Source organism: Flagellimonas meridianipacifica, assembly GCF_003001695.1.
GTDB classification, from domain to species: Bacteria; Bacteroidota; Bacteroidia; order Flavobacteriales; family Flavobacteriaceae; genus Flagellimonas; species Flagellimonas meridianipacifica.
In genome coordinates this window covers 1,197,857-1,222,895 of record NZ_PVYX01000002.1, presented here as the reverse complement: position 1 = coordinate 1,222,895, position 25,039 = coordinate 1,197,857, and the positions used below count along the sequence as shown (strand labels likewise).

At 39.8% G+C, this 25,039-nt stretch carries 24 protein-coding genes; 17 read left to right on the top strand and 7 right to left on the bottom strand.

The window, feature by feature from the left end:
- Positions 1–29: 29 nt before the first annotated feature.
- Complete coding sequence (gene aroC / locus CLV81_RS15585) at positions 30–1,094, bottom strand: chorismate synthase (RefSeq protein ID WP_106147630.1); 1,065 nt, start codon at positions 1,092–1,094, stop codon at positions 30–32.
- A 188-nt stretch (positions 1,095–1,282) separates the two neighbouring features.
- On the opposite strand from aroC, the gene CLV81_RS15580 reads away from it, so the two are divergent.
- Positions 1,283–2,185: a UDP-2,3-diacylglucosamine diphosphatase gene (locus tag CLV81_RS15580; protein WP_106146152.1), complete on the top strand. Its 903-nt coding sequence runs from the start codon at positions 1,283–1,285 to the stop codon at positions 2,183–2,185.
- Here the strand turns inward: CLV81_RS15580 and CLV81_RS15575 are convergent, their stop codons facing one another.
- Entirely contained in the window at positions 2,186–5,098 is a 2,913-nt protein-coding gene (locus CLV81_RS15575; protein ID WP_106146150.1) for an FAD-binding and (Fe-S)-binding domain-containing protein, read from the bottom strand.
- An 87-nt stretch (positions 5,099–5,185) separates the two neighbouring features.
- Between CLV81_RS15575 and CLV81_RS15570 the strand changes: the two genes are divergently transcribed.
- Complete coding sequence (locus CLV81_RS15570; protein ID WP_106146148.1) at positions 5,186–5,680, top strand: hypothetical protein; 495 nt, start codon at positions 5,186–5,188, stop codon at positions 5,678–5,680.
- Between the two features lie 72 nt (positions 5,681–5,752).
- Positions 5,753–6,862: a TlpA disulfide reductase family protein gene (locus tag CLV81_RS15565; RefSeq protein ID WP_106146146.1), complete on the top strand. Its 1,110-nt coding sequence runs from the start codon at positions 5,753–5,755 to the stop codon at positions 6,860–6,862.
- Positions 6,863–6,918: 56 nt separating this feature from the next.
- Here CLV81_RS15565 and CLV81_RS15560 read toward each other — a convergent pair whose 3' ends face one another.
- A complete protein-coding gene (locus tag CLV81_RS15560; RefSeq protein ID WP_106146144.1) occupies positions 6,919–7,569 on the bottom strand; it encodes a rhomboid family intramembrane serine protease in 651 nt (216 codons plus the stop codon).
- A gap of 51 nt (positions 7,570–7,620) precedes the next feature.
- Here CLV81_RS15560 and CLV81_RS15555 point away from each other — a divergent pair, with 51 nt between their 5' ends.
- From CLV81_RS15555 to CLV81_RS15545, 3 genes are all read left to right on the top strand, one after another.
- On the top strand, positions 7,621–8,520 hold the full coding sequence (locus tag CLV81_RS15555; RefSeq protein ID WP_106146142.1) for a lysophospholipid acyltransferase family protein: 900 nt from the start codon (positions 7,621–7,623) through the stop codon (positions 8,518–8,520).
- Positions 8,510–9,388: an alpha/beta fold hydrolase gene (locus tag CLV81_RS15550; RefSeq protein ID WP_106146140.1), complete on the top strand. Its 879-nt coding sequence runs from the start codon at positions 8,510–8,512 to the stop codon at positions 9,386–9,388. The genes CLV81_RS15555 and CLV81_RS15550 overlap by 11 nt, the downstream gene beginning before the upstream one ends.
- A 62-nt stretch (positions 9,389–9,450) precedes the next feature.
- Positions 9,451–9,921, top strand: a complete 471-nt coding sequence (locus CLV81_RS15545; RefSeq protein WP_106146138.1) for an MORN repeat-containing protein — start codon at positions 9,451–9,453, stop codon at positions 9,919–9,921.
- Positions 9,922–9,986: 65 nt separating this feature from the next.
- Here CLV81_RS15545 and glmM read toward each other — a convergent pair whose 3' ends face one another.
- Positions 9,987–11,375 (bottom strand): phosphoglucosamine mutase, encoded by a 1,389-nt coding sequence (glmM, locus tag CLV81_RS15540; protein ID WP_106146136.1) that lies wholly within the window; start codon positions 11,373–11,375, stop codon positions 9,987–9,989.
- A gap of 83 nt (positions 11,376–11,458) precedes the next feature.
- On the opposite strand from glmM, the gene CLV81_RS15535 reads away from it, so the two are divergent.
- From CLV81_RS15535 to CLV81_RS15515, 5 genes are read left to right on the top strand one after another with little or no spacing between them, the layout of a single operon-like run.
- Entirely contained in the window at positions 11,459–11,968 is a 510-nt protein-coding gene (locus CLV81_RS15535) for a YybH family protein (protein WP_106146134.1), read from the top strand.
- A gap of 1 nt (position 11,969) precedes the next feature.
- Complete coding sequence (locus CLV81_RS15530; RefSeq protein ID WP_106146132.1) at positions 11,970–12,554, top strand: acyl carrier protein phosphodiesterase; 585 nt, start codon at positions 11,970–11,972, stop codon at positions 12,552–12,554.
- Positions 12,551–14,236 carry a gamma-glutamyltransferase gene (gene ggt, locus CLV81_RS15525; RefSeq protein WP_106146130.1) on the top strand — a complete coding sequence of 562 codons (1,686 nt, stop codon included), beginning with the start codon at positions 12,551–12,553 and terminating at the stop codon, positions 14,234–14,236. Before CLV81_RS15530 ends, ggt begins: the two co-directional genes overlap by 4 nt.
- 11 nt (positions 14,237–14,247) lie before the next feature.
- Entirely contained in the window at positions 14,248–15,177 is a 930-nt protein-coding gene (locus tag CLV81_RS15520; RefSeq protein WP_106146128.1) for an ATP-grasp domain-containing protein, read from the top strand.
- Complete coding sequence (locus CLV81_RS15515; RefSeq protein WP_106146126.1) at positions 15,161–15,865, top strand: hypothetical protein; 705 nt, start codon at positions 15,161–15,163, stop codon at positions 15,863–15,865. The genes CLV81_RS15520 and CLV81_RS15515 overlap by 17 nt, the downstream gene beginning before the upstream one ends.
- Here the strand turns inward: CLV81_RS15515 and CLV81_RS15510 are convergent, their stop codons facing one another.
- A complete protein-coding gene (locus CLV81_RS15510; RefSeq protein ID WP_106147629.1) occupies positions 15,866–16,627 on the bottom strand; it encodes an XRE family transcriptional regulator in 762 nt (253 codons plus the stop codon). It lies immediately after the preceding gene.
- A gap of 100 nt (positions 16,628–16,727) precedes the next feature.
- On the opposite strand from CLV81_RS15510, the gene CLV81_RS15505 reads away from it, so the two are divergent.
- Genes CLV81_RS15505 through CLV81_RS15495 form a run of 4 tightly spaced genes read left to right on the top strand, consistent with a single transcriptional unit; the run spans position 16,728 to position 19,780 of the window.
- On the top strand, positions 16,728–17,990 hold the full coding sequence (locus CLV81_RS15505) for a putative DNA modification/repair radical SAM protein (RefSeq protein ID WP_106146124.1): 1,263 nt from the start codon (positions 16,728–16,730) through the stop codon (positions 17,988–17,990).
- Positions 17,991–18,003: 13 nt separating this feature from the next.
- On the top strand, positions 18,004–18,174 hold the full coding sequence (locus CLV81_RS20600; protein ID WP_158259132.1) for a hypothetical protein: 171 nt from the start codon (positions 18,004–18,006) through the stop codon (positions 18,172–18,174).
- Positions 18,175–18,221: 47 nt separating this feature from the next.
- Entirely contained in the window at positions 18,222–18,998 is a 777-nt protein-coding gene (locus CLV81_RS15500; protein ID WP_106147627.1) for a TIGR03915 family putative DNA repair protein, read from the top strand.
- 11 nt (positions 18,999–19,009) lie between these two features.
- Positions 19,010–19,780, top strand: coding sequence for a DNA alkylation repair protein (locus CLV81_RS15495; protein ID WP_106146122.1), 771 nt, complete (start codon positions 19,010–19,012; stop codon positions 19,778–19,780).
- 100 nt (positions 19,781–19,880) lie between these two features.
- Here the strand turns inward: CLV81_RS15495 and CLV81_RS15490 are convergent, their stop codons facing one another.
- Both CLV81_RS15490 and CLV81_RS15485 read right to left on the bottom strand, forming a co-directional pair.
- Positions 19,881–20,405: a hypothetical protein gene (locus CLV81_RS15490; protein WP_106146120.1), complete on the bottom strand. Its 525-nt coding sequence runs from the start codon at positions 20,403–20,405 to the stop codon at positions 19,881–19,883.
- Positions 20,406–20,468: 63 nt separating this feature from the next.
- Positions 20,469–21,371 carry a nucleoside hydrolase gene (locus tag CLV81_RS15485; protein ID WP_106146118.1) on the bottom strand — a complete coding sequence of 301 codons (903 nt, stop codon included), beginning with the start codon at positions 21,369–21,371 and terminating at the stop codon, positions 20,469–20,471.
- Positions 21,372–21,473: 102 nt separating this feature from the next.
- Here CLV81_RS15485 and uvrA point away from each other — a divergent pair, with 102 nt between their 5' ends.
- Positions 21,474–24,335: an excinuclease ABC subunit UvrA gene (uvrA, locus tag CLV81_RS15480; RefSeq protein WP_106146116.1), complete on the top strand. Its 2,862-nt coding sequence runs from the start codon at positions 21,474–21,476 to the stop codon at positions 24,333–24,335.
- Between the two features lie 16 nt (positions 24,336–24,351).
- The gene (locus tag CLV81_RS15475; protein WP_106147625.1) at positions 24,352–25,038 is read left to right on the top strand and encodes an LOG family protein; all 687 of its coding nucleotides are present in this window, start codon (positions 24,352–24,354) and stop codon (positions 25,036–25,038) included.
- Position 25,039: the final 1 nt, after the last annotated feature.

The following is a 25,039-nucleotide window of genomic DNA, read 5'->3' as shown; positions in this document are numbered from 1 at the left end:
TATTTTAGAATAGAAACCGCGTAAGGTGTCTATTTTTTGTTGCCACGGGAAAGTAACCAGAAGTCAGCTAGCACCAAAGCAGACATGGCTTCAACAATTGGAACTGCCCTAGGTACCACACAGGGGTCATGTCTTCCTTTGCCTTGCGTGGTTATTTTTTCACCTTCCTTGTTTATGGTTTCATAGGATTGCAGCACAGTAGCTACAGGTTTAAAGGCAACCTTGAAATAAATGTCCATTCCGTTGCTGATTCCTCCTTGCACTCCACCACTTCTGTTGGTGGTCGTGGTGCCATCTGAATTAAATGCATCGTTATGTTCACTGCCTTTCATAAGCACTCCGGAGAAGCCACTGCCGTACTCAAATCCTTTAACAGCATTAATGGACAACATAGCGGCTCCTAATCTTGCATGCAATTTATCAAAAACAGGCTCTCCCAAACCAACTGGTACATTTTGGATTACCCCGGTGATAACGCCACCTATGGTATCTCCTTGTTTCTTTATTTGTCTGATGTATTCTTCCATGTCCGCTGCCGTTTTTGGGTCAGGACAACGCACTGGATTGGACTCAATCTTGGTAAAATCAAGCTTATTATAGGGAACCTCCAATTCAATTTCTCCTACTTGGGATACAAATGCATTAAATTTTACATCTGATAAAAGTTGTTTTGCAATGGCACCAGCTACCACTCTACTAGCTGTCTCTCTCGCAGAACTGCGTCCTCCACCTCTATAATCACGAAAGCCGTATTTTTGGTCGTACACATAGTCTGCGTGGGATGGACGGTATGAGTCTTTGATATGTGAATAGTCCTTTGACTTTTGGTTTGTATTGTGAATAGCAAAACCGATTGGAGTTCCTGTGGTCTTTCCCTCAAAGGTCCCTGAATAGATTTCCACGCTATCAGGCTCTTTTCGTTGGGTTACAATAGCGGACTGTCCCGGTTTCCTTCTGTTCAAATCCAACTGTATTTTTTCCAAATCCAGTTCCAATCCGGCTGGACAGCCGTCAATGATTCCACCAAGAGCCCTCCCGTGAGACTCACCAAAGGTGGTCAACTTAAATAATTCCCCAAAACTGTTTCCTGCCATGTTCTTGAAGTAAAAGCCAAATTTAGGTTTTAGCATTCGTTAAAAAAAACAAGGGTGCCAGTTAATCTTTAAATAACATAGCACAGTGTTTGTTGATATTTTTTTAACCGTATGCTTAGAAATTGATGAAGCGAATTTGATTTTCAGTTTATTCCTACGCAGTTATTTTGCAGTTAAACCCTCTACGATTGAAAAAAAGGAAGATTGAACTGGCCGTAATTTCCGATGTGCATCTCGGAACGTACGGGTGTCATGCGGATGAACTTATTGCATATCTAAATAGTATACAGCCCAAAAAGTTGGTGCTGAATGGTGATATTATTGATATTTGGCAATTTAAAAAGCGGTTTTTTCCCGCCTCTCACCTTAAGGTATTGAAAAAGGTCATAGGCATGGCCTCTAAAGGTACTGAGGTATACTATATTACTGGAAATCATGATGAAATGCTTCGCAAGTTTAGTGATACTTCAATGGGGAATTTCAAAATTTCCAATAAGTTGGTGCTGAACCTAGACGGAAAGAAAGCATGGATTTTTCATGGAGACGTATTTGATGTATCCATACAAAATGCCAAGTGGCTTGCTAAACTGGGAGGATACGGTTATGACATGCTTATTCTAATAAATAGCGTTGTGAACTGGTGTCTCTTGAAAATGGGGCGAGAAAAATACTCCTTGTCCAAACGCATAAAAAACAGTGTCAAAAGTGCTGTAAAGTATATCAATAACTTTGAAAACGTAGCAGCAGAACTGGCGATAGAAAATGACTACGATTATGTCATTTGCGGACATATCCATCAACCAAAAAAAGAACGGTTTGAAAACAAAAATGGTTCTACACTATATCTAAATTCAGGAGATTGGGTAGAAAATTTGACCGCTCTGGAGTATTCCTTCAAAAGATGGCGTATTTATCATTACAATCATGATAAGCTGTCACCATTTTTTGTGGATGAGGATTTAAAGGAGATGGACATGAACGACCTTATTGCTTCTATCACGGATAAAGAAGTAGATGCGGAGGATGTTCCACATTTTCCAGAGGGAGTCGAAGAAAAACCTTCAACGGAAAAAGACCACGAAACCTTATAATCAGTTCTTTAGGGCAGACTTTAAGATTGAAACTGGGTGCAGGGCTTGTTTTTGGGTCCCATCCATAATTTGATGTCGACAACTGGTTCCATTTGCGGCAATTATTGTGTTCTCTGAGGCCTTTCTAACACTAGGAAACAACTTTAGCTCCCCTACCTGCATGCTAGTTTCGTAATGTTCCTTTTCATACCCAAATGAACCTGCCATACCACAACAACCTGAAGCAATAATGGATACTTTATAATTTTTGGGCAAATTCAGGATGTCAAAGGTGACTTTCTGATTGGATAACGCTTTTTGATGGCAATGGTTATGAATCTTCACATCCCTTGGTTCCTCGGTAAAAAGCTCCGAAGACAAGTTTCCTTTTTCAATCTCATTGGCTAAGAACTCTTCAATTAAAAACGTATTCCGAATCAGGCTTTCCAAGAGTGCGTTTTGAGGACATAGTCTTTTATACTCATCCCTGAAGGAGAGGACTGCAGAAGGCTCCAAACCAATTATGGGAAGGTCATTCTCTAAAATACCTTTCATTCTTTCCAAATTAGATTGCGCCAATTTTTTGGCTTGTTTCAAAAAACCTTTGGAAAGAAAGGTACGACCACTTTCCGCATGAAAAAGTGTAACCTCATACCCTAATCCCACAAGTAGGTCGATAGCATCTTTACCAATCTCAACATCCAGGTAATTGGTGAATTCATCGACATATAGCACTACTTTTTGCTTTGTAGGGACCTGATTGCCTTTCTGTTTCCTCAAATATTTTTCAAAATCAACGCGATATACATTTGGAAGGTCTCGGTCTTCAGCTACACCAAAAGACCTCTTTAATAGACCGCCCAATATGGAAGATTTGTAAACCGCATTGGTCAGGAAAGGAATTTTGCTTCCTAACCGATTGAAGGCAGTATTATAGGCAAACAACTTGCTCCGCAAAGAATACCCATTGGATTCCTGATACTGGTATTGAAATTCTGACTTTAAGGTTGCTACATCTACATTACTCGGACATTCGCTGGCACAAGCCTTGCAACTCAGGCATAAATCAAATACTTCCTTAAGTTCGTCATGGTTAAACCGATTGGTTTTATCAGAATTTGTCAAAAACTCCCTTAGTGCATTCGCCCTCGCTCTGGTAGTATCCTTTTCATTTTTGGTAGCATGATAGCTTGGGCACATTCCACCATTCATACTGTGACTTTTTCTGCAATCACCGCTTCCGTTACACTTTTCCGCTGCTTTCAATATACCCTCGCTATCTGAAAAATCCAGGAGCGTATGTACTTCAGGTTCTTTTCTATCCACCTCATAACGAAGGGATTCATCCATTGGAAAAGCGTCAACAATTTTTCCAGGATTGAAGATGGAATTGGGGTCAAATACTTTTTTTAGCCGTTTTAAAAGTTCGTAATTCTCTTCACCAATCATTAGAGGGATAAACTCAGCGCGGACAATGCCATCCCCATGTTCGCCACTAAAACTACCTTTATATTTCTTGGTCAGGTGGGCCACATCCGTAGTTATGGAGCGAAACAGGGTTACGTCTTCGGACTTTTTCAGATTCAATATGGGTCGCAAATGGAGCTCTCCCGCACCAGCATGTGCATAATAGACCGCTTCCTGTCCATAGCCATCCATAATTTTAGTGAACTCGCCAATAAAATCTTTCAAGTCTCCAAGGGCCACTGCAGTGTCTTCAATACAAGCTACCGCCTTTCGGTCTCCTACCATATTACCCAAAAGACCTAAGCCGGCTTTTCTAAGTTCTATGGCCTTGTTGATATCAGTATCTTTCAGAATAGGATTAGCATAACTCAGGCTGGATTTATTAATCGTTTTCAATAGGGCATCCAGTTGCTGCTCCAATTCCGAATCTGTATTTCCTTTTACCTCCAACATTAAAATAGCGGCAGGGTCGCCATCTACAAAAAAGCGATTCTCCAACTGCGAACGATTGTTTTTGGTACAGTCCAGAATTACCTTGTCCATCATTTCACAAGTATGCAGGTTATGGCCCATTACGGGCGCAACATCGGCCAAACAGTCTTCCAAGGTCGAATAATGTGTGCATACCATAGCGGCTTTAGAAGGTGGGATATCATCCAGTTGGAGGGTTATTTCCGTTGTAAATGCGAGTGTGCCTTCACTTCCTGACAGGAGATGACAGAGATTCAAACCTTCTTGATCACCTCCAAAAATGGTGCTCTTTAACAATTCATCAATTGCATATCCCGTATTCCGTCTATGAATCTCTGGTTTGGGAAATTCACTTTGAATGTGTTTTTGGGTTTCAGGGTTTGAAAGTTCATCCACTAAAAAACCATAGATCCTCCCTTCCAAATTATCCTTAACTCTCTTTTCTCCTACGACCTCTTTGGAAACATTTTCAAAAGTGACTTCTGAACCATCAGAAAGTAGACATTTTAAAGCCAATACCTTATCTCTTGTCACCCCATACTGTATGGAAGTTGTTCCAGAAGAGTTGTTTCCTACCATCCCCCCAATCATACATCGATTGGAAGTTGAAGTATTGGGGCCGAAAAAAAGACCGAATGGTTTTAGGTATTGATTCAATTCATCTCGAACTACTCCTGGTTGAACCCGAATTGTTTTATTGGTTTCATCCAATTCAATTATTTGGGTAAAATGTTTACTTACATCCACCACAATACCATCTCCCACACACTGTCCTGCTAAGGATGTCCCTGCGGTTCTGGGAATAAGGCCCACTTTATTGGAGTTTGCAAAATCAATCAATTGTTTTATATCTGCCTCAGTTTTCGGGTAAGCTACAGCCAAGGGCAACTTCCGATATACAGAGGCATCAGTGGCATACAAAGACCGCCTCAACGCATCGAATAACAGTTCACCCTCAAGTCTACTAGCAAGTTTTTTAAAAAAAGAATTATCCAATCTGGAACAATTTTTGGTCCTGTATGTGAGTTTTATTTCAGATAGTTGTACAAAGCTATCCTAATTTTTAGACTAAACGAGAAACTTATGAAGATTACCACATTATTTACTGGACTTTTTTTATTCGTAACGATTGGCCTGCAGGCACAAAGTATTTCAGAGCACGCTTTAGGATTGCGATTAGGCGATAGCGATGGTTTTGGAGCTGAAATTTCATATCAGAAATCCATAGGAAGGTACAATCGTGCTGAATTTAACTTGGGATGGCGTGACAGTCGGGAATTTGATGCATTCAAATTGACCGGGGTATATCAATGGGTGCATCAGTTGGATGGAAACTTTAATTGGTACTACGGTGTTGGCGGAGGTTTGGGAAGTGTAGAATTTGAGCCAGTACCGGATGGTGATGACAATGATGGCCTTTTCGTTTTTGCAGCCGGAAACTTAGGAGTAGAATATGATTTTGACATTCCCCTTCTCTTATCCCTTGATTTCAGACCAGAAATAGGATTGTTGGGATACGATGGATTTGACAATAGTTTTGACTTTGACATTGCCCTCGGAATTCGTTACCAATTTTAATAACAGTATAAAATGTAAGGTGTTTTTATATGAGACAACTTATGAATACCTTAGCGCTTTAAAATTATTTCAATGAAAAAATTTGCTTCCATAATGTTGATTTTGGCCTTTCTGGCAGCCTGTAATTCAAAACCAGAAGGTTTTGTAATAAATGCTAAGGTCAGTGGGGAATTGGAAAACGGAATCAAAGTTTACTTGAAGACCACGGATTCCCTAAACCAGCTACAAGATATTGATACCACAATTGTGGAGAATGGAGTTTTTAGCTTCACGGGAATACAGGACAGTCCAAAATTGCATTACATCTTCTTAGAAAAAAACAGAGGTAATATTCCATTGTTCTTGGAAAATGGAAACATCGATTTAATATTTCAAAAGGACAGTTTGAACTATGCACAATTGAAAGGTACCCCGCAAAACGAACTTTTTATGAAGTTTTTGGGTGAGTCCAGAAAAATGGCAGAAAGGGCTAGATCCATGCAACGAGATATGAATCAAGCTGCACGTGCACAAGACACCGCAACGGTTACTTCCCTCAGAGAAGAATATGTTGAACTTCAAGACGATGTGAAAAACTTCAATATTGACTTTGCCAAAGAAAATCCTGACGCTTTGATTTCAGCTTTAATTTTGGGTAACCTACTTTTAGGCAATGCGCTTCCCACTGAAGAAATCCAGCAGATGTATGATGCGCTTGCTCCTAATATCAAGGCATCTGAACCTGGTAAAAACCTGAAGAAACAGCTTGACATATTAAAAAGCACAGATATTGGAAGCGTAGCTCCAGAATTTTCTGCCCCAACTCCTGAGGGAAACATATTGGCGCTTAGCGATGTCAAAGGCAAGGTAACTTTGGTTGATTTTTGGGCTGCCTGGTGTCGTCCTTGTCGGGCCGAAAATCCAAATATTGTATCTGTTTACAATAAATACCATGATAAGGGTCTTAATATAGTTGGGGTGTCTTTGGATGCTAGGGCCGAAGACTGGAACAAGGCTATTGAAGCGGACGGCTTGGAATGGAACCATATCTCCAATTTGAAACGTTTTCAAGATCCCATAGCGCAACTATATAACATTAATGCGATTCCAGCGGCTTTTTTGTTGGATGAAAATGGTGTTATCGTTGCCAAAAACCTAAGGGGACCTGCTTTGGAACAAAAAGTAGCCGAATTGTTGAATTAACTATTCAGAATAAATAAGCTTTTGAAAACCCGGAGAATCTTTCGGGTTTTTGTTTATTAAATCTTTCCCGTTTTTTCCAGGACAAAAAGAATCGCAATTGGAACGGCAAGTAGTACAACAATGAATGTCTCTGTTATAAATAATTCCGGTTTAAATAAAAGGGTCACGGCATAGCCAGCAATAGCACCCCCAAAATGGGCGCTGTGACCAATATTGCCCAATCTACTTTTCATCCCATAAATTGAGTAAACCAAATAAGCAATACCGAGTACGTAAGCAGGTAAAGGTATTGGAATGAACATGATACCCAGCCGCATTTCAGGGTTTAGCAATATAGCTGCATACAGCACCCCGGTCACCGCTCCACTGGCCCCAACTGCACTATAAAAGGGTTCATCTTTATGAAAGAAAAGGGCAAGTAGACTACCACCCAACAAACTGGCAAAATATATAATTAGAAACTTAAATGCTCCAAACCATCCAATAACAGTGTTTGCAAAAAAGTATAATGTAAACATATTAAAAAACAAGTGGGAAATGTCCACATGCAAGAATCCGGAAGTAATGGTTCGTTCCCGCTGTCCTGCTTTTACCCCGCCTATACTGAACTTATAACGCTCAAAAAAAATCGTATCACTGAATCCTCGAAGGGACACCAAAACATTGGCGGCAATAATAGCTATTGTAGCCATGTGTAAATTATACATAGAGTAAGGTTTGGGTTCAAATATAGCTATATTTGCCCATAAGAATCATTCATGCAATTTTTGGTTTTTATAATAGCTTACCCCCTACTGTGGCTGGTTTCCAGACTTCCATTTAAACTATTGTACATCTTATCGGATGGAGTCTTCGTTATTGTTTATCATATCGTTGGCTATCGCAAAAAAGTAGTTCGAAATAATTTATTATTGGTCTTCCCTGAAAAAGATGTCGCAGAACGATCAAGTATTGAGAAAAAGTTTTACCAGCATATGTGTGATATGTTCTTGGAAATGATTAAGACTATGGGCATTTCCAACAAACAGCTTCAAAAGAGATTTACCTTTTCCAATTTGGATGTTCTACATAAGCTTGAAGAAAAAAATAGAAGTGTAATGCTCATGTTTCCACATTATGCGAGTTGGGAATGGGTTATTGCGCTTGATGCCCATATCGCTTCCAAGGGATATGCTATTTATCAAAAAATTGGCAACAAGCATTTTGATAAGTTGGTTCGTGATATCCGACAAAAATTTGGAACCACTTTAATTACTACCGTGGATACCCGAGAAATTGTTGCCTCAAACAAAAGAAAAGGCCAACTCAGCATGTATGGAATTTTGAGCGACCAATCACCTATGGTGAGAAAAGCACAATTGTGGACTCCTTTTATGGGCATTACCGTTCCAGTACATACCGGTGCGGAACAACTCTGTCAAAAGTTGGATTTACCTGCGGTGTACTTAAGGGTCTCAAAAATTTCAAGAGGCCATTACCACGGTACTTTTGAGTTATTATCTGAAAATCCAAAAGAAATGGCACAATTTGAATTGACCAAAGCCTTTTTAACAAAGGTCGAAGATTCAATCAAAGCTGAACCTGCCTATTATTTTTGGACCCACAAACGATGGAAGCATAAGGATAAGGTTCCTAAATCCTTTCAATATGGAGAATAGAACTAAAGTATTCAAAAGGTTTCCAAAAAAAAGATACATCCTTCTGTTTCTTACTTTTAGTTACTTGTTGTTTGCCAATTCTTGCATGACCATGCGTACCTCTACAAAAAAAACTGCGGCCTTTTTCAACGAAAAGAATGTAGAATACATTTCGAATACGGTTGAGATTGATGGTAACAAAGTCCATTACGTACAAACTGGTAAACCCGATGCGCCCACTTTGGTGTTTATTCATGGCTCCCCGGGAAGCTGGGATGCCTACAAAAACTATTTGGTGGATTCCACACTCTCATCCAAGTTTCGAATCATTGCGCCTGATCGCCCTGGTTTTGGTAAGAGTGGTTTTCGAAGAAGTGCGTCCCTTGCAGAACAATCAGCTATATTGAACCAAATCTTCAAAAAAATGGACAATGGGAAACCCATTTCCCTCATTGGACATTCGTATGGAGGCCCTCTAATAGTAAAAATGGCTTTAGATGCGCCACTCTATGACAACTTGGTAATCTTGGCTGGAGCCTTGGACCCTAAAGCTGAAAAACCCGAGAAATGGCGCGTTCCCTTAACATGGATTCCACTTAAGTATTTGGTTCCCGGAGCACTTAAACCTTCGAACGATGAACTCTGGCTACTTAAAAAAGAATTGAAAGAACTGGAACCTAGTCTAAATGAGCTTAGGACCAAAACTTTAATCATTCACGGTAAAAAGGACAAGTTGGTTCCATATAGCAATGTTCCCTTCATGGTGGAAAACTTCAAAAATGTAGATAGCCTGAAGGTAGTAACCTTGGAAAATGAAAATCACTTCATAGTTTGGACGCAAGAAGAACTGGTTAAGAAAACCATTCTTGACTGGACCAAAGAAGATTAGTTTTTTTTAACCTCCAAGTAAGGTAATGTGTTTTTTCGACGACGAAGAGACAAAACATTGCTATGAAAAGAAAATTTTTGCTGGTAGGTCTAGTTTTTTTCGGGATACTCCTCGGCGTCAACGCTCAAGACCTTAATCGCATCCCATATGACTCTTCCCTAAAGACCCTATCAAATGGGTGGTACAAATTTAAAATTGAGGGGACCACTTTTGATGTGGAACTGGCCGGAGGAAGGTATGTAAAAGGAAACATCAAATGGTTTGATGGCTCTGAATACTCGGGAAGTCTTGCTGGACAAAACATTCAAGGAAAAGGAACTTATAAATGGCCGGATGGGAGCAGGTATGAGGGCGCTTTCAAAAAACATCAAAGACATGGAAAAGGCTCTTTCATAAAGGCTGACGGCACAAAATGGAGTGGGAAATGGAAAGCCAATGAAAAAAATGGAAAAGGCACAGTTTTTAGCTCTGAAGGAACCGTCATTCAGGAAGGGGTCTGGGAATCGGACGAACTTGTAGCGGACAAGCGGTAATTTTTTACCATTCATTATATATTCAAGGCCTGAGCTTATGCTCAGGCTTTCCTTTACAGAGGTTACTAAATTCCGGCTACTTCTTGGATTTCCTTTATAATCTTATCCGCTAATCCGTCTGCCTCTTCTTGGCTCTTAGCCTCAGTATATACCCGAATTATGGGCTCTGTATTTGACTTTCTTAAATGTACCCAGTTTTCGGCAAAATCTATCTTGACGCCATCAATGGTGGATACTTTTTCATCTTGGTATTTATCGTGCATAGCTACAAGCAAGGCATCCACATCCAAATCCGGAGTCAATTGAATTTTCTTCTTGCTCATAAAATAACTCGGGTAGCTAGCACGTAATTCAGCCACAGTACCTCCTTTTTCCGCCATTAACATCAAAAACAAAGCGGTACCTACCAAAGCATCCCGTCCGTAGTGACTGGCTGGATAAATAATCCCTCCATTTCCTTCTCCACCAATTACCGCATTGTTGGCTTTCATTTTTGCGACCACATTCACTTCGCCAACAGCTGCAGCTTCATAGGTTCCGCTGTGCTTTTCGGTCACATCCCGCAATGCTCGAGAAGAAGAAAGATTAGAAACTGTATTGCCTTTTGTTTTACCAAGTACGTAATCGGCGCAAGCCACTAAAGTATATTCCTCCCCAAACATTTCACCATCGTTGCTTATAAATGCCAAACGGTCCACATCTGGATCTACAACAATTCCAAAATCGGCTTGCTCTTTAACCACCAATTCACAAATATCTTGAAGGTGTTCTTTAAGAGGTTCAGGGTTATGAGGGAAATGCCCGGTGGGTTCGCAATACAATTTTACCGTTTCAACACCAAGTGCTTCCAAGAGCTTGGGAATGGCAATCCCTCCCGTTGAGTTCACCCCATCGACCACAACTTTAAAACCTACTTTTTTGATAACATCGGCATCCACCAAATCCAATTTTAAAACTTCGTCTACATGTATATCCATGTATGAATCATTCGTTGTAATCGTGCCTAAATCGTCAACCTCAGAAAAATCAAAGGCCTCATTTTCGGCAATTTCCAAAATCTTTTTACCCTGATCTCCATCCAAAAATTCTCCTTTTTCATTCAATAGCTTAAGGGCGTTCCATTGTTTTGGATTATGACTTGCCGTAAGTATTATACCACCATCGGCTTTTTCTAGAGGCACGGCAATCTCAACAGTTGGCGTCGTGGACAATCCCAAATCGACCACATCAATGCCCAATCCAATAATGGTGGATACCACAAGGTTTTGAATCATTTCCCCAGAAAGACGTGCATCTCGACCTATGACAACCGTTAAATCCTTTTTATTGGAATATTCTTTTAACCAGGTTCCATAAGCCGCCGCAAACTTGACCGCATCTATAGGAGTTAGGTTATCTCCTGTACTTCCGCCAATAGTTCCTCGAATTCCTGATATGGATTTGATAAGTGTCATATGTGAATTTTTTGCAAATATATATGGATGGAGCAGATTCTATGTTTTGTCTTTGTAAATTCAGCTCATAAAATTAAAATAATATGAAATTCAGCTTTTGTATTGTTTGCCTCGTGATATTTGCTTTTGTCGGTAATGCCCAGGAAAAGGAATTAAATCCTAATACACCTTATGAAGATTTCTCTTTGGCTTACGCAACTCTTGATGCTGCTACTTTATCAAATGTTTATACAGAAGATGGCGTATTGTTGAACTTATATGATGGTTCTAATCCCAATTCGGTCAAAGGTGTTACGAACATTAAAGCCTATTTTGAGGCATTCTTCTCGAGATCTAAAGAAACGGGTCAAACACTGAAACTAGAGTTTAAAATTACTGACCGTCAAAAAGAAGAAAACATCATCTATGATAATGGTTTCTACAAGCTATCTTCAAAACTACCCAACCAACCGGAACGTGTAGGATATGGGAAGTTATCCACAGTTTTGGTACACGATCAAGGTCGTTGGAAATTCAAAGTAGACTCAAATACCAATACAACAAAGGAAGAATTTGAAAATGCAGAAGTAGGGGCGATTCCCCAACCCAACTAATATGAACTTCCTAGCCCATATTTATCTCTCTTTTGATGATTCGGAAATAACCTTGGGTAATTTTTTTGCCGACCATGTCAAAGGAAACAAGTACAAGCACTTCCCTGAAAAAATTCAAAAAGGGATTTTGTTGCATAGAGAAATAGACACCTTTACGGATTCGCATCCCATCCCAAAACAGAGTAGTAAACGTCTTCATAAGAACTATAGCCACTATAGTAGGGTAATTGTGGATATTTTTTATGATCATTTCCTTGCAAAGAATTGGGCCGCCTATTCTCCGGTTCCACTAGATCAATATGTATCTGATTTTTATGATTTGCTTAAAGAAAACTTTGATATTCTACCGTTGGCGACGCAACGTTTGATGCCTTACATGATAGCGGATAATTGGTTGTACAACTATGCCAACCTAGATGGAATCTCCAGAGTATTGAACGGTATGAATCGAAGAACCCAGAATCGTTCAAAAATGAATTTTGCAATTGTAGACCTTCAAGAAAACTATGAGGACTTCGAAAAAGAATTCACTGATTTTTTTAAAGAATTAATTACCTTTTCCAGACTAAAACTAGATGACCTATGAAAAAAACCGTACTCCTTCTTTTTATTCTTTCCGTATGTTACCAATGCAAAAAACAACCTGCTTCCCCTACGGGGCTTGTCACCGAACAGGCCATGGTGGTATCCGCACGCGAAGAAGCTTCCCGTATTGGTTCAGAGATTATGCAAAAAGGAGGTAACGCTTTTGATGCTATGGTAGCGACCGAAATGGCATTGGCGGTAGCATATCCATTTGCGGGCAATCTAGGAGGTGGAGGTTTTATGGTGTATCGAAAAGAGAATGGTGAAATCGGAGGATTGGATTACAGGGAAAAAGCTCCCTTATCTGCACATAAAGACATGTATCTTGACTCTCTAGGTAACGTTGTACCCAAAATGAGTACTGTTGGAGCAACGGCCGTAGGTGTGCCAGGTACCGTGGCTGGAGTTATGGAAGTACATGAGAAGTACGGTTCATTACCTCTAAAGGATATTCTACAGCCTGTAATCAAGTTGGCTAAAAGAGGAGTTATAGTCACTGAAAAACAAGCCAAACGACTAGACAGCTATAAGGAACGTTTTATTGAAGTGAATGGGGATAGTACCAAATTCGCATTGGGTTTTAAGATGGGTGATACCATAAAATATCCAGAATTGGCAAACACCCTGGAGAGTATCCTGGAAAATGGAAAAGACGGATTTTACAAGGGAGAAGTTGCACAAAAACTTGCGACTTTTATTCAAGATAGAGGGGGTTTCGTAACAGAAGAAGATTTGGCTAAATACGAAGCCAAATGGAGACAACCTATTGTATTCAATTATAAGGATTTGAAGGTGATTTCAATGAGCCCTCCAAGTAGTGGCGGAGTAACGATTAATCAGATTCTTAAGATGATGGAACCTTATAACGTGTCTTCGTATGGGCACAATTCCTTAAAAACGGTCCAGCTTTTTACAGAGGCATCTAGGAGAGCCTATGCTGACCGAAACTATTTTTTGGGAGACCCTGATTTTGTTGATATACCGCTTGACGTGCTTCTAAGCGATTCGTACCTAACAAAAAGAATGGCCGATTTTTCATTTGAGAAGGCCACCTTATCCTCGGCGGTATCCCACGGCATGGTGGATATTGTAGAGAGTAGAGAGACCACGCATTACTCGATTGTTGATGCAGACGGAAATGCTATCTCCGCTACCACTACCCTTAATGGTGGCTATGGTTCCAAGCTTTACAGCGAAGAGCTTGGTTTCTTTTTGAACAACGAAATGGACGATTTCAGTGCAAAACCCGGTGTACCTAATATGTTCGGTTTAATTGGAGCGGAAGCCAACAGTATTGCTCCAGAAAAACGGATGTTGAGCAGTATGACCCCTACCATTGTTGAAAAAGATGGGAAATTGTACATGGTGGTCGGAACCCCTGGAGGCTCCACGATTATTACAGCCGTGGTCCAGACAATATTGAATGTTTATGAATTCAATTTGAGTATGCAGGATGCTGTAAACGCACCACGCTTCCATCACCAATGGCTACCTGATATGGTAACCTTCGAAGAAGAAGGGTTTTCGGTGGATTTGAAATCACAATTAGAATCAAAAGGTTATAAGATTTTGGAAGGAAGAACCCCAATCATTGGTAAGGTCGATGCTATTAGGGTGCTTTCGAATGGAAAATTGGAAGGTGGGGCAGACAAACGGGGTGATGATACCGCAATAGGTTTTTAGAAGGAAAGCATATGAAGTATGATGTAGTTATCCTTACAGATTCACGCTATCTCAATCCGGACATCGATAATATCTATGTGTCCAACGTCATCTTAGAAGATCAGTTGATAATCCAAGCGTTTCAAAAGGAAGGATTATCCGTCACTAGAAAAGCTTGGGATGACCGAGAATTTGATTGGAAATCCTCCAGAGTTGCTCTTTTTCGCGCTACTTGGGACTATTTTGATCGTTTCGATGAATTTTTTGATTGGTTTCAAAAAACCAAGGAAAAGACTCAGTTTATCAATAGTGCAACATTGATTCAATGGAATATTGATAAGCACTATTTCCAAAATCTTTCATCAAAGGGTGTCAATATTCCAAGAACACTTTTTATAGAAAAAGCATCGAACCTGACCTTAGAAGAAGCCATTAGACGGGCCAAGGAACAGTTTTCATTCAGTAGTAGCGAGTTTATCTTAAAACCATGCATCGCGGGAGGTGCCAGACACACGTATAGGTTTGAGGTAAAACAGGCCAATGAGCTTGAAAACACATTTCAAAAACTAATTGCCGAAGAGGCCATGATGCTTCAGGAATTTCAAAGAAACATAGTTTCCGAGGGAGAAATGTCACTTATGCTTTTTGATGGAGCGTATTCCCATGCTGTTTTGAAGATTGCGAAGCCAGGTGATTTTAGAGTACAGGATGACTATGGTGGAAGCGTTCATGATTATCAACCATCTTTCGAAGAAATTGAATTTGCCAAAAAGGTAGTTGAAGCGTGCCCAGAATTGCCTACCTACGCTAGGGTAGATATTTTTAGGGACAATGATGGAAACTGGGCGCTAGCGGAATTGGAAATCTTTGAACCTGAGCTATGGTTCAGAAACAGACCTGAAGCAGCAGAGTTGTTGGTCAAGATTATTAAATCAAAAATGGCTCATGAAGAGGTTTCTTAAGTTCTTTGGTGCTTTTTTCATATTTGGAATTCTGGTGATAGTCATTTTGGCATGGTTCGCCAGCGAAGAATTACCCAAAGGTGATACAGGTCCCGAAGCAGACAGTTTGGCTTATAAAATGCTTAATGCCCTAAACTATGAGGCCTACCAAAACACTCGTTTTTTAGAGTGGTCGTATCAAGGTGGGAAAAATCAATTTAAATGGGACAAATCTAATGGGTTAGTTACCGTAAAGTGGGATGATGATGTGAGGGTTGAATTGAACTTAAACAATCTCAAAAACAGCAAGGTGTTTCGAAACGGAGCACCAGAAGTAGCCAAGAAAAAGCAAAAGCTAATTGATAAAGCCTTGAAAAACTTCAACAACGATTCTTTCTGGCTGGTTGCTCCTTACAAGGTCTTTGATAAAGGAACCCAACGGTCAATTGTTACCCTGGAAGATGGAAATCATGGGCTTTTAGTTACTTACAGCTCGGGAGGCACTACACCCGGTGATAGCTATCTTTGGATTTTAAACGAAAACGGATTTCCCATAGCCTACAAAATGTGGGTTAGCATAATACCCATTGGTGGACTGGAAGCATCTTGGGATGAATGGCTGGTCACAAAAAGCGGGGCTTATCTACCAAAATCACACAAACTTGGGCCAGTAAACTTGAGTATGGGAGACGTAAAGGGCTATAATTAATTATCCTTTGGCCTGACCTACTTGACGTTTCAACTCCTCCATGGATTGTTGTAGTTGCCGCAATAATCCGGTTTCCGTTGTTGCATCCACATTAAAAGTTAGTTTGCTGCTGACTTCCCATATTTCCTGAATCTGGAAAGGCTTGATATCATAAGGAGGATAAGTTTCGTTTAGTGAAACCAGAGTTATATTGTTGGAATTGGGGCGTTTTTCAACTTTCTTCACCATTACCGAATCTTGAAGCACCACAACATACATTTTGTTTGCACTTACATGGTCAATATGCTCAATAGCCCTTGCCAACACCCATTCGCCAGGTCTTAAATTGGGCAGCATGCTATCTCCTTCAACCTGAAATCCCCGATACGTGGCATTCCTAAATTCTGGAATTGGTAAATCAAAAGCTGGTAATTGCTGATACCAACTTGTATCCTGTATGTTCTGTGGATAACCTGCTGCAGCCTTTGCATTCACCAAAACCATGTTATCTCTATCTGAGGTATCGACGGTCACCACTTTAGGGATAACACTTGTACGTGAGGTTTCCAAATACTTTTCTTCACTTTCGCCGAAAAGCCATAACGGATTTATTTTAAAGTGTTTCAGAAGCTCGGCCACTACCCTACCGGATAATTTGGTTCTTCCTCTTTCAATATCAGCTGTAGTGTTGGAAATCCCAAGCAATTTGGCAAATTCAGCCTGTGTATGACCCAATTCCCTTCGAATCTCTGTAAATCGTTTTAACGTGATTTCATTTTCCATGATATCCAAAGATAGGTAATTTGGATTATTTCCAAAAATTATTTGGAATATTTCCATTTTTAGGAATATTTCCATATTTTTGGATTAATTACATGTTGCGATGAACTTTGAGAGAATTAGAGAAAAGCTGAATATTCTTGCTGATGCCGCCAAATATGATGTTTCATGTGCCAGTAGCGGTAGTACTAGGAAAAATTCCAAAAACGGTTTGGGGAATTCTACCGGAATGGGAATTTGCCATAGCTACACCGAGGATGGAAGATGTGTTTCGCTTCTCAAGATTCTTTTAACCAACTATTGCATCTATGATTGCGCTTATTGTGTAACTCGTAAAAGCAATGATGTGAAGAGAGCGGCTTTCAAGATTCAAGAAGTGGTTGATTTGACCATCAACTTTTATCGCAGAAATTATATCGAAGGTTTGTTTTTAAGTTCCGGGATATTCAAAAATCCTGATTATACTATGGAGAGGTTGATAGCCGTGGCTAAAAAGCTTCGTGAAGAAGAAAATTTCAATGGATATATCCATCTCAAGTCCATTCCTGGGGCAAGTGATGAACTTATGTACCAAGCAGGCCTTTATGCCGATAGGCTTTCGGTGAACATTGAAGTACCTACGGTTTCAGGTCTTAAATTATTGGCTCCTGATAAAAAACATGAGGATTTCACTAAACCAATGCTTAAGGTCAAAAACGAGCTTCTTCGCTACAAAAATGAAAGAAAAATAATCAAAAGTACGCCCAAATATGCCCCTGCTGGGCAGAGTACCCAGATGATTGTAGGTGCTACCAATGAAACGGATAAGGATGTAATGTATTCAGCCACGTTTTACTACAAAAAATATCATATGAAGAGGGTATACTATTCGGGATATGTGCCCGTGGCCAAAGATGACCGCCTTCCGTCCATCGGTTCACAGGTTCCTATGTTGCGGGAAAATAGATTGTATCAAACAGATTGGCTGCTACGGTTTTATGGTTTTGCCGTCAATGAGATTTTGAATAATGACTACCCTAATTTGGATATGGATGTTGATCCCAAATTGTCATGGGCTCTTCGCAATCTTCACCACTTCCCTGTTGATATCAATAAAGCTGATAAACATATGTTGGCTCGCGTTCCAGGTTTGGGCATGTTGTCAGTGGGGAAGATTTTAAAAGCTAGACAGTTTAGAAAATTGAACTGGGACCATCTCAAAAAAATGGGTGTGGCCCTCAATCGTGCACAATATTTTTTGGTATGTGATTCCAAAAGTTGGGAACAAAGAGATTTGGAAGCCGAGCAAATAAAAGGAATGATTCTTCAAAATTCGAAAGGAAAGTTTAGGAAACAATATAGTCAACAATTGGCCTTATTCAATTGAAAAACGAAACACTATGGAAAAAGTAACAAGAAAGAAAAGGTACTTGGAACAAAAAAGAGAGGCAATCCTGGGTTTGGGTTACGAGTATATCAAATTCAGAAGCAATGCAAGAAAATCATTGACACGACTAAAACATATAATAAAAAACAACACCCATCATTTTGAAGAAGTCTGCGACCTATAGCTTTGGGTTCATCAGATACGTTTTGAATGGTCTTAAAAAAATACATTATGGAAAAGTCAACAACCTTAATTTACGATGGCAGTTTTAATGGATTTCTTACCGCAGTGTTTACCGCTTTTGAGGAAAGGCTAAATGTGGCAGATATTCAAACCAATAGCATGGGGCAAAGTGGTCTATTTTCAGAAAATGAAACCATTTTTACCAATGTAGAGAAGGCAAAGCGTGTTTGGAACGGAGTACGTAAGAAGAGTCATGCTGCCATTTCCAATATCTACTTTGCTTACTTAAGCGAGATGGAAGGCATTGAAATTTTATTGTTCCGATATATTCAAAAATTAATGGGAACAAAAAGTAGCAAGCATCTTGACTTTTCCGACGATACCATGTTACGTATTAGTCAATTGGCTCGTTCTGTGGGTAGAGAAAAGCATCGAATGGAGGCATTTGTGCGATTTCAGCTGACCAAAGATGGTATTTACTTCGCCAATATTGAGCCAGACTTTAATGTGCTCCCTTTGATTTCCAAACATTTCCGAAATCGGTATGCGGACCAACAATGGCTTATTTATGACGTAAAAAGGAAATACGGCCTTTTTTATGACTTAGAAGGTGTTGAATTGGTTTCGCTCAATCTAAATGAGATTCATTTCAATAAAATACATAAGAGCGATGCCTTTTTGAACGAAGAATACGATTACCAAACTCTTTGGAACGATTACTTTAAAAGCACGAATATCAAATCCCGAATCAATAAAAAGCTGCACACCCAACATGTGCCCAAGCGATATTGGAAGTATCTTTCCGAAAAGAAGGAAACCGCGTAATACAGTTATATATGGCTTATAAACAACTTAAACTTTGGTTTGATGAAGAGTTGGCTGAATTGTTGGCCAATAAGTTTTTGGAAAATGATGTGGCATTTGATAAAAGTGCATTTGTGGGTCATATATCGCAGGGTGTTGGGGAATTGGAGCTTAAAGATAGAGTGGAGTATATAGCCGATGCATTAAAATGGTATTTAAGTGGTGATTACGAACACGATATTTCTCAATTCATGAAAATTCTTGGTCCTGAGAATGAAAAAGAAACAGGTATGTTCAAAGAGTTTTATTGGATTATGCCTCTGGCCAAGTATGTTGAAAAATATGGTTTGGAATATTTTGATACTTCCATGCAAGCAATTTATGAGATTACAAAACGTAATACAGGTGAATATACCATTCGACCATTTCTGGAAAACTACCAAGACCGGACATTGACCACTCTTTTAAAATGGTCCAAGGATGCCAACAAGCATGTAAGGCGTTTAAGCAGCGAAGGTGTTAGACCTCGCTTACCATGGGCCAATAAACTGGATGCTTTTATTAAAGACCCCACACCCATCCTACCCCTTTTGGAAAATTTAAAGGACGATTCAAGCAAATACGTGCAAAAATCAGTTGCCAACTGTTTGAATGATATTCTCAAAGATAATCCCGAAATGGGAAAAAGTGTTCTAGAAACATGGTCGGTAGATGCGAGTAAAGAACGGAAATGGATTATTAAACATGCCCTGAGAAACTTAATCAAGAACAAGGATACTTGGGCTCTTGACTTAATCAGTTAGAAATCTTTTCAATAATTTTAAAACTACTGGAGAGACCTGGTTTTAGAAGCCTTTGATAATTTGTATTACAACTGATAATAGAGTTATGGAAAACACTCGGTTACTTCGAGCGTTCACCCACCATTTGATCACTTTTGTTCTTAAAAAGAACGTTAAATGAAGTCAGGCTTCCGTAGATTCTGGTAATATATTGTTGTAAATCCACTTTTTCCTGGTCATCCAAATTTTTACTACTATTTATCTTCTGTTCCATTACCCGAATACGGTCGCGTACCATAACAATTTTATGGAAGAACGTATCTATGGGCATTTCTTTGGGAGCCAAATCGCCACCTGGTTCCAAAATCAATTTACCCCCTTTCCATTTGTCTGCGATGGCTACTTTTTCATGGGTATCGCTCCATTTTTCCAGAATCTTTACTAGAGAGCGTTCCACATCAAAATAACTGACCGTATCGACTTCGTCCTCTACCCCTTCAATAACTTCAAAATCTTCATCCAAATCAATGGTTTCAAGGCCATTTTCTAAAAATGTTACCCAATAATGCTTAGATGATACATTTGTTACCACTCCCTTACCATAGTCCGCATGTTCAATTCGCGAACCAATACCTAATAATTTCATATGAATTTATCTGAATAAATGCTTAATTAATTTTTGCTGAAGCGTCTTTTAACCAAATGTAATTTACTCCTTAGAAAATGCCAATAGCGTTTTAAAAAAATCTTGATAGATTGCTTTGGCATCTATAGAATCATAAAAATTGATTTCACGGTTTCCACTATCTCGAGACGTTTTGACCTTTATAGTTCGGGCCAACTCAGGTTCAATAAAAGCACTTACTAAAGCTAAATCCCAAAGTATCCTAGATTTTCGTGAGCCGTCTAAATGATTGTCCCATCTTTCTAGAAGAAAACTGCCTAAATCCAAACTGCCGATGGCTTTCTCAAGATCATCATACATAATCTCCATATTCACAGCAATATTAATGGGCATAATGACCAGCTCAATATCCGAGTCAAGTAACATATCCAAAGCGAATGGGTCCATTAGAGGATTAAAGTCGTTACGTTTCAAAACACCTGTGTCAAAATCCATAGTAGTTCCCAACCAATACACAGTTATTTTTTTCGCTATTTCTGGTCTGATATAAACCGCTGAAGCCACATTGGTCAAAGCGCCCAAGGCCAAGATATTCAATTGTTCAGCTTTCTCGGCTTGGGAAATAATTTCATAGGCAGCCGCAGAATGCTGTGCCCTATCTCCCCAATCATACATTCTCGCATTTGCACCACGAACGGTTTTAACCTTGGCATCCATTTCTCCCAACAACTGCTGATTCAGACGATGGCTATTTTCCATAGTATTGGGAATGGCCCATAAACTGGTTTGCCAATGAGCAGCGTTCAAGGCCGTAATTTCAATGGATGGTTCCATAATGATTCTGGCCAAAGCAAATAAATCATCTACTTCGTTGCCCGTATCAGCATCAACTATAACCTTGATTTTTTCCTGACCATAAAGGCCATAACCTGAAAATGAAAAACAGGTAATAATGAGACCGATAATTAATTTTTGAGATTTCAACATGAGTTTCAGATAGGTTATTTAAAGCAATGCTATAATTTACAAAAACGAAACATAAGTCAACTTCCTTTTTAACTGCCAAATCCCTATTTTTGAAGCTTTGCTATGATTGAATATGAAGAACATATTGAGGTTAAAGGGGCAAGGGTCCATAACCTGAAAAATATAGATGTAACCATCCCCAGGGAAAAGCTGGTAGTGATTACTGGGCTATCTGGTAGCGGGAAATCTTCTCTTGCTTTTGATACTATTTATGCGGAGGGTCAGAGGCGTTATATTGAAACATTTTCCGCATACGCACGTCAATTTTTGGGAGGATTGGAACGACCGGATGTAGATAAAATTGATGGTCTTTCCCCTGTTATAGCCATTGAACAAAAAACCACTTCAAAATCACCTCGTTCCACAGTAGGTACCATTACAGAGGTTTATGATTTCTTGCGACTTCTCTTTGCGCGTGCTGGAGAGGCCTATAGTTACAATACGGGTGAAAAAATGGTAAGCTACAGCGATGAACAGATCAAGGATTTGATTATCGCTTCTTACGCAGATAAAAGAATCAATGTATTAGCTCCTGTTATCAAATCACGAAAAGGACACTATCGAGAGCTTTTTGAACAAATTGCCAAACAGGGTTTTGTTAAGGTAAGGGTTGATGGTGAGATTTTGGATATTGTAAAGGGCATGAAAGTGGACCGTTACAAGACCCACGACATCGAAATCGTAATCGACAGGCTTAAAGTAGGTGAAAGTGAAGATTTCCACAAACGTCTTTCCGAAACCATAAACACCGCCATGTATAGCGGCAATAATGTATTAATGGTTTTGGAAGAGGGAGAAACCGTGCCTAGATACTTCAGTAGAGACCTGATGTGTCCTTCTACTGGTATTTCTTACCCCACTCCTGAACCCAATACGTTTTCATTTAATTCACCAAAGGGTATGTGTCCAACCTGCAATGGATTGGGGCATATTTACGAAGTGAACGAAGAAAAAATATTCCCCAATAAAAAACTATCCATAAAAGCAGGTGGTATCGCCCCATTGGGTGAGTACAAAAAGTCATGGGCCTTTAAACAGTTGGAAACCATTGCACAACGTTACGGTTTTGACCTGACGGACCCAATTGAAAAAATCCCTTCAGAAGCTATGGAGGTTATTCTAAACGGTGGAAAAGACAGTTTTGAGGTAGATTCCAAGACACTTGGGGTAAAGCGGCAATATAAAATCGACTATGAAGGCATTTCCAACTTCATCAAAACCCAATTTGAGGAAGCGAACTCTACTTCCATTAAAAGATGGGCCAAGGAATACATGGATAAGGTGCCATGCCCAAGTTGCCAAGGAGCAAGACTTCGTAAAGAATCGCTGTATTTTAAGGTTGGTGGAAGGAATATTGCTGAACTGGCACAGTTGGACATCGCAGAATTAGCCGACTTCTTCAAACAGTTGGATGATTCCTTGGATGGTAACCAGAAAATAATTGCAGAGGAAATCATTAAGGAAATCAAAACTAGAATCCAATTTTTACTGGATGTTGGTTTGGATTATCTCTCTTTGAATCGAAGCTCCAAGTCCTTATCAGGAGGAGAAGCTCAACGCATACGTCTTGCTACCCAGATAGGTTCACAACTGGTAGGTGTACTATATATTTTGGATGAGCCCAGCATTGGTTTGCATCAGCGGGATAATGAGCGTTTGATAAATTCTCTGGAATCCCTACGTGATATCGGTAACTCCGTTATCGTAGTTGAGCATGACCGTGATATGATTGAACATGCGGACCATGTAATTGATATTGGGCCAAAAGCGGGCAAGCATGGTGGGGAAATCATTTCAGAAGGCAAACCTGAAAATCTCAAGGACCATGACACACTTACGGCCAAATACATTTCTGGCGAACTCGAAATCCCAGTACCCACCAACCGAAGAAAAGGGAACGGAAAAAAGATAGTCTTGTCCGGCTGCACAGGAAACAACTTAAAAAATGTTACGGCTGAGTTTCCACTCGGACGCCTTATTGGAGTAACAGGAGTTTCAGGGAGTGGAAAATCCACTCTAATCAATGAGACCCTCTACCCTATTATGAATGCACACTATTTCAATGGTGTCAAAAAACCAATGCCCTTTAAAAAGATAACGGGTCTTGAGCATATCGATAAGGTGATTGATATCAACCAGTCTCCCATCGGTAGAACTCCCAGGTCCAATCCAGCAACCTATACCGGTGTTTTTAGTGAGATTCGTTCTTTGTTTTCCAAGACCACGGAGGCTACAATTCGTGGTTACAAACCCGGTCGTTTTAGCTTCAATGTCGCCGGTGGACGCTGTGAAACTTGCCAAGGTGGTGGACTAAAAGTCATCGAAATGAATTTTTTGCCCGATGTTTACGTAGAATGTGAGACGTGTAACGGAAAACGCTTCAATCGAGAAACCCTTGAAATTCGTTACAAAGGCAAATCTATAGCCGACGTATTGGAAATGACCATCAATGAAGCCGTGGACTTTTTTGAAAACATCCCTAAAATCCACAGAAAACTCAAAACAATAAAAGATGTTGGTTTGGGTTATATATCTTTAGGACAGCAATCCACAACCCTATCCGGTGGTGAGGCGCAAAGAGTTAAGTTAGCTACTGAACTTTCCAAAAGGGATACCGGAAATACGTTTTACATCCTCGACGAACCCACTACTGGACTACACTTTGAAGATATTAGGGTTTTGATGGAAGTATTAAATCAACTGGTGGACAAGGGGAATACTGTATTGATTATAGAACATAATATGGATGTAATCAAAATGGTTGATCATATTATAGATATAGGTTACGAAGGAGGCCGTGGAGGTGGAATGATAGTCTCAAAAGGTACTCCTGAAGAAGTGGCAAAGGATAAAAAGAGCCATACGGCAAGATTCTTGAAAAAGGAATTGGAGACATCAAAACCTAAAATAGCCAAAGCGGTTTAAATTAGACATTATGCAGATGCGAAAAGAACAACATACCAAAGGTTGGAACGAGATAAAGACAAATGACTCCTGGGCACTTTTTAAAATCATGGGCGAGTTTGTAACCGGATTCGAAAAAATGAGTGCCATTGGTCCATGTGTTTCCATTTTTGGCTCTGCAAGGACCAGACCTGGTGACATGTACTACGAATTGGCAGTAAATGTGGCCAAAAAAGTTGCAGAAGCAGGTTACGGTATAATTACAGGCGGAGGACCTGGTATTATGGAAGCGGGAAACAAAGGAGCGAATCTAGCCGGAGGCACCTCGGTAGGCCTCAATATAGACCTTCCATTTGAGCAACACGACAATCCTTTTATTGATAGCGACAAAAGTCTTGATTTTGACTACTTCTTTGTACGAAAAGTAATGTTCGTCAAGTATTCGCAAGGATTTGTAGTAATGCCTGGAGGATTTGGTACTCTTGATGAATTGTTTGAGTCCATTACCCTTATCCAGACCAATAAGATTCACAAATTTCCTATAGTATTGGTAGGTTCCGACTTTTGGAGAGGATTACTGGAATGGATAAAAAACACCATGCTGGAAGAAGGAAATATCAGTCCCGGTGATTTAGATTTAATCAAGCTTGTAGATTCAGCTGAAGAGGTCGTAGAAGTAATTGATGACTTTTACAAAGGACATACACTTAGTCCCAATTTTTAAT

Bases quoted from the DNA above. Each gene is read 5' to 3' on its own strand.
- CLV81_RS15500 (WP_106147627.1), top strand. From the start codon at position 18,222: ATGGAAAAGTCAACAACCTTAATTTACGATGGCAGTTTTAATGGATTT.
- CLV81_RS15545 (WP_106146138.1), top strand. From the start codon at position 9,451: ATGAAAAGAAAATTTTTGCTGGTAGGTCTAGTTTTTTTCGGGATACTC.
- CLV81_RS15520 (WP_106146128.1), top strand. From the start codon at position 14,248: ATGAAGTATGATGTAGTTATCCTTACAGATTCACGCTATCTCAATCCG.
- CLV81_RS15515 (WP_106146126.1), top strand. From the start codon at position 15,161: ATGAAGAGGTTTCTTAAGTTCTTTGGTGCTTTTTTCATATTTGGAATT.
- CLV81_RS15505 (WP_106146124.1), top strand. From the start codon at position 16,728: ATGAACTTTGAGAGAATTAGAGAAAAGCTGAATATTCTTGCTGATGCC.
- CLV81_RS15495 (WP_106146122.1), top strand. From the start codon at position 19,010: ATGGCTTATAAACAACTTAAACTTTGGTTTGATGAAGAGTTGGCTGAA.
- CLV81_RS15510 (WP_106147629.1), bottom strand. From the start codon at position 16,627: ATGGAAAATGAAATCACGTTAAAACGATTTACAGAGATTCGAAGGGAA.
- CLV81_RS15565 (WP_106146146.1), top strand. From the start codon at position 5,753: ATGAAAAAATTTGCTTCCATAATGTTGATTTTGGCCTTTCTGGCAGCC.
- CLV81_RS15560 (WP_106146144.1), bottom strand. From the start codon at position 7,569: ATGTATAATTTACACATGGCTACAATAGCTATTATTGCCGCCAATGTT.
- CLV81_RS15570 (WP_106146148.1), top strand. From the start codon at position 5,186: ATGAAGATTACCACATTATTTACTGGACTTTTTTTATTCGTAACGATT.
- aroC (WP_106147630.1), bottom strand. From the start codon at position 1,094: ATGGCAGGAAACAGTTTTGGGGAATTATTTAAGTTGACCACCTTTGGT.
- CLV81_RS15475 (WP_106147625.1), top strand. From the start codon at position 24,352: ATGCGAAAAGAACAACATACCAAAGGTTGGAACGAGATAAAGACAAAT.
- ggt (WP_106146130.1), top strand. From the start codon at position 12,551: ATGAAAAAAACCGTACTCCTTCTTTTTATTCTTTCCGTATGTTACCAA.
- CLV81_RS15555 (WP_106146142.1), top strand. From the start codon at position 7,621: ATGCAATTTTTGGTTTTTATAATAGCTTACCCCCTACTGTGGCTGGTT.
- CLV81_RS15550 (WP_106146140.1), top strand. From the start codon at position 8,510: ATGGAGAATAGAACTAAAGTATTCAAAAGGTTTCCAAAAAAAAGATAC.
- uvrA (WP_106146116.1), top strand. From the start codon at position 21,474: ATGATTGAATATGAAGAACATATTGAGGTTAAAGGGGCAAGGGTCCAT.
- CLV81_RS15535 (WP_106146134.1), top strand. From the start codon at position 11,459: ATGAAATTCAGCTTTTGTATTGTTTGCCTCGTGATATTTGCTTTTGTC.
- CLV81_RS15485 (WP_106146118.1), bottom strand. From the start codon at position 21,371: ATGTTGAAATCTCAAAAATTAATTATCGGTCTCATTATTACCTGTTTT.
- CLV81_RS15490 (WP_106146120.1), bottom strand. From the start codon at position 20,405: ATGAAATTATTAGGTATTGGTTCGCGAATTGAACATGCGGACTATGGT.
- CLV81_RS15530 (WP_106146132.1), top strand. From the start codon at position 11,970: ATGAACTTCCTAGCCCATATTTATCTCTCTTTTGATGATTCGGAAATA.
- CLV81_RS20600 (WP_158259132.1), top strand. From the start codon at position 18,004: ATGGAAAAAGTAACAAGAAAGAAAAGGTACTTGGAACAAAAAAGAGAG.
- glmM (WP_106146136.1), bottom strand. From the start codon at position 11,375: ATGACACTTATCAAATCCATATCAGGAATTCGAGGAACTATTGGCGGA.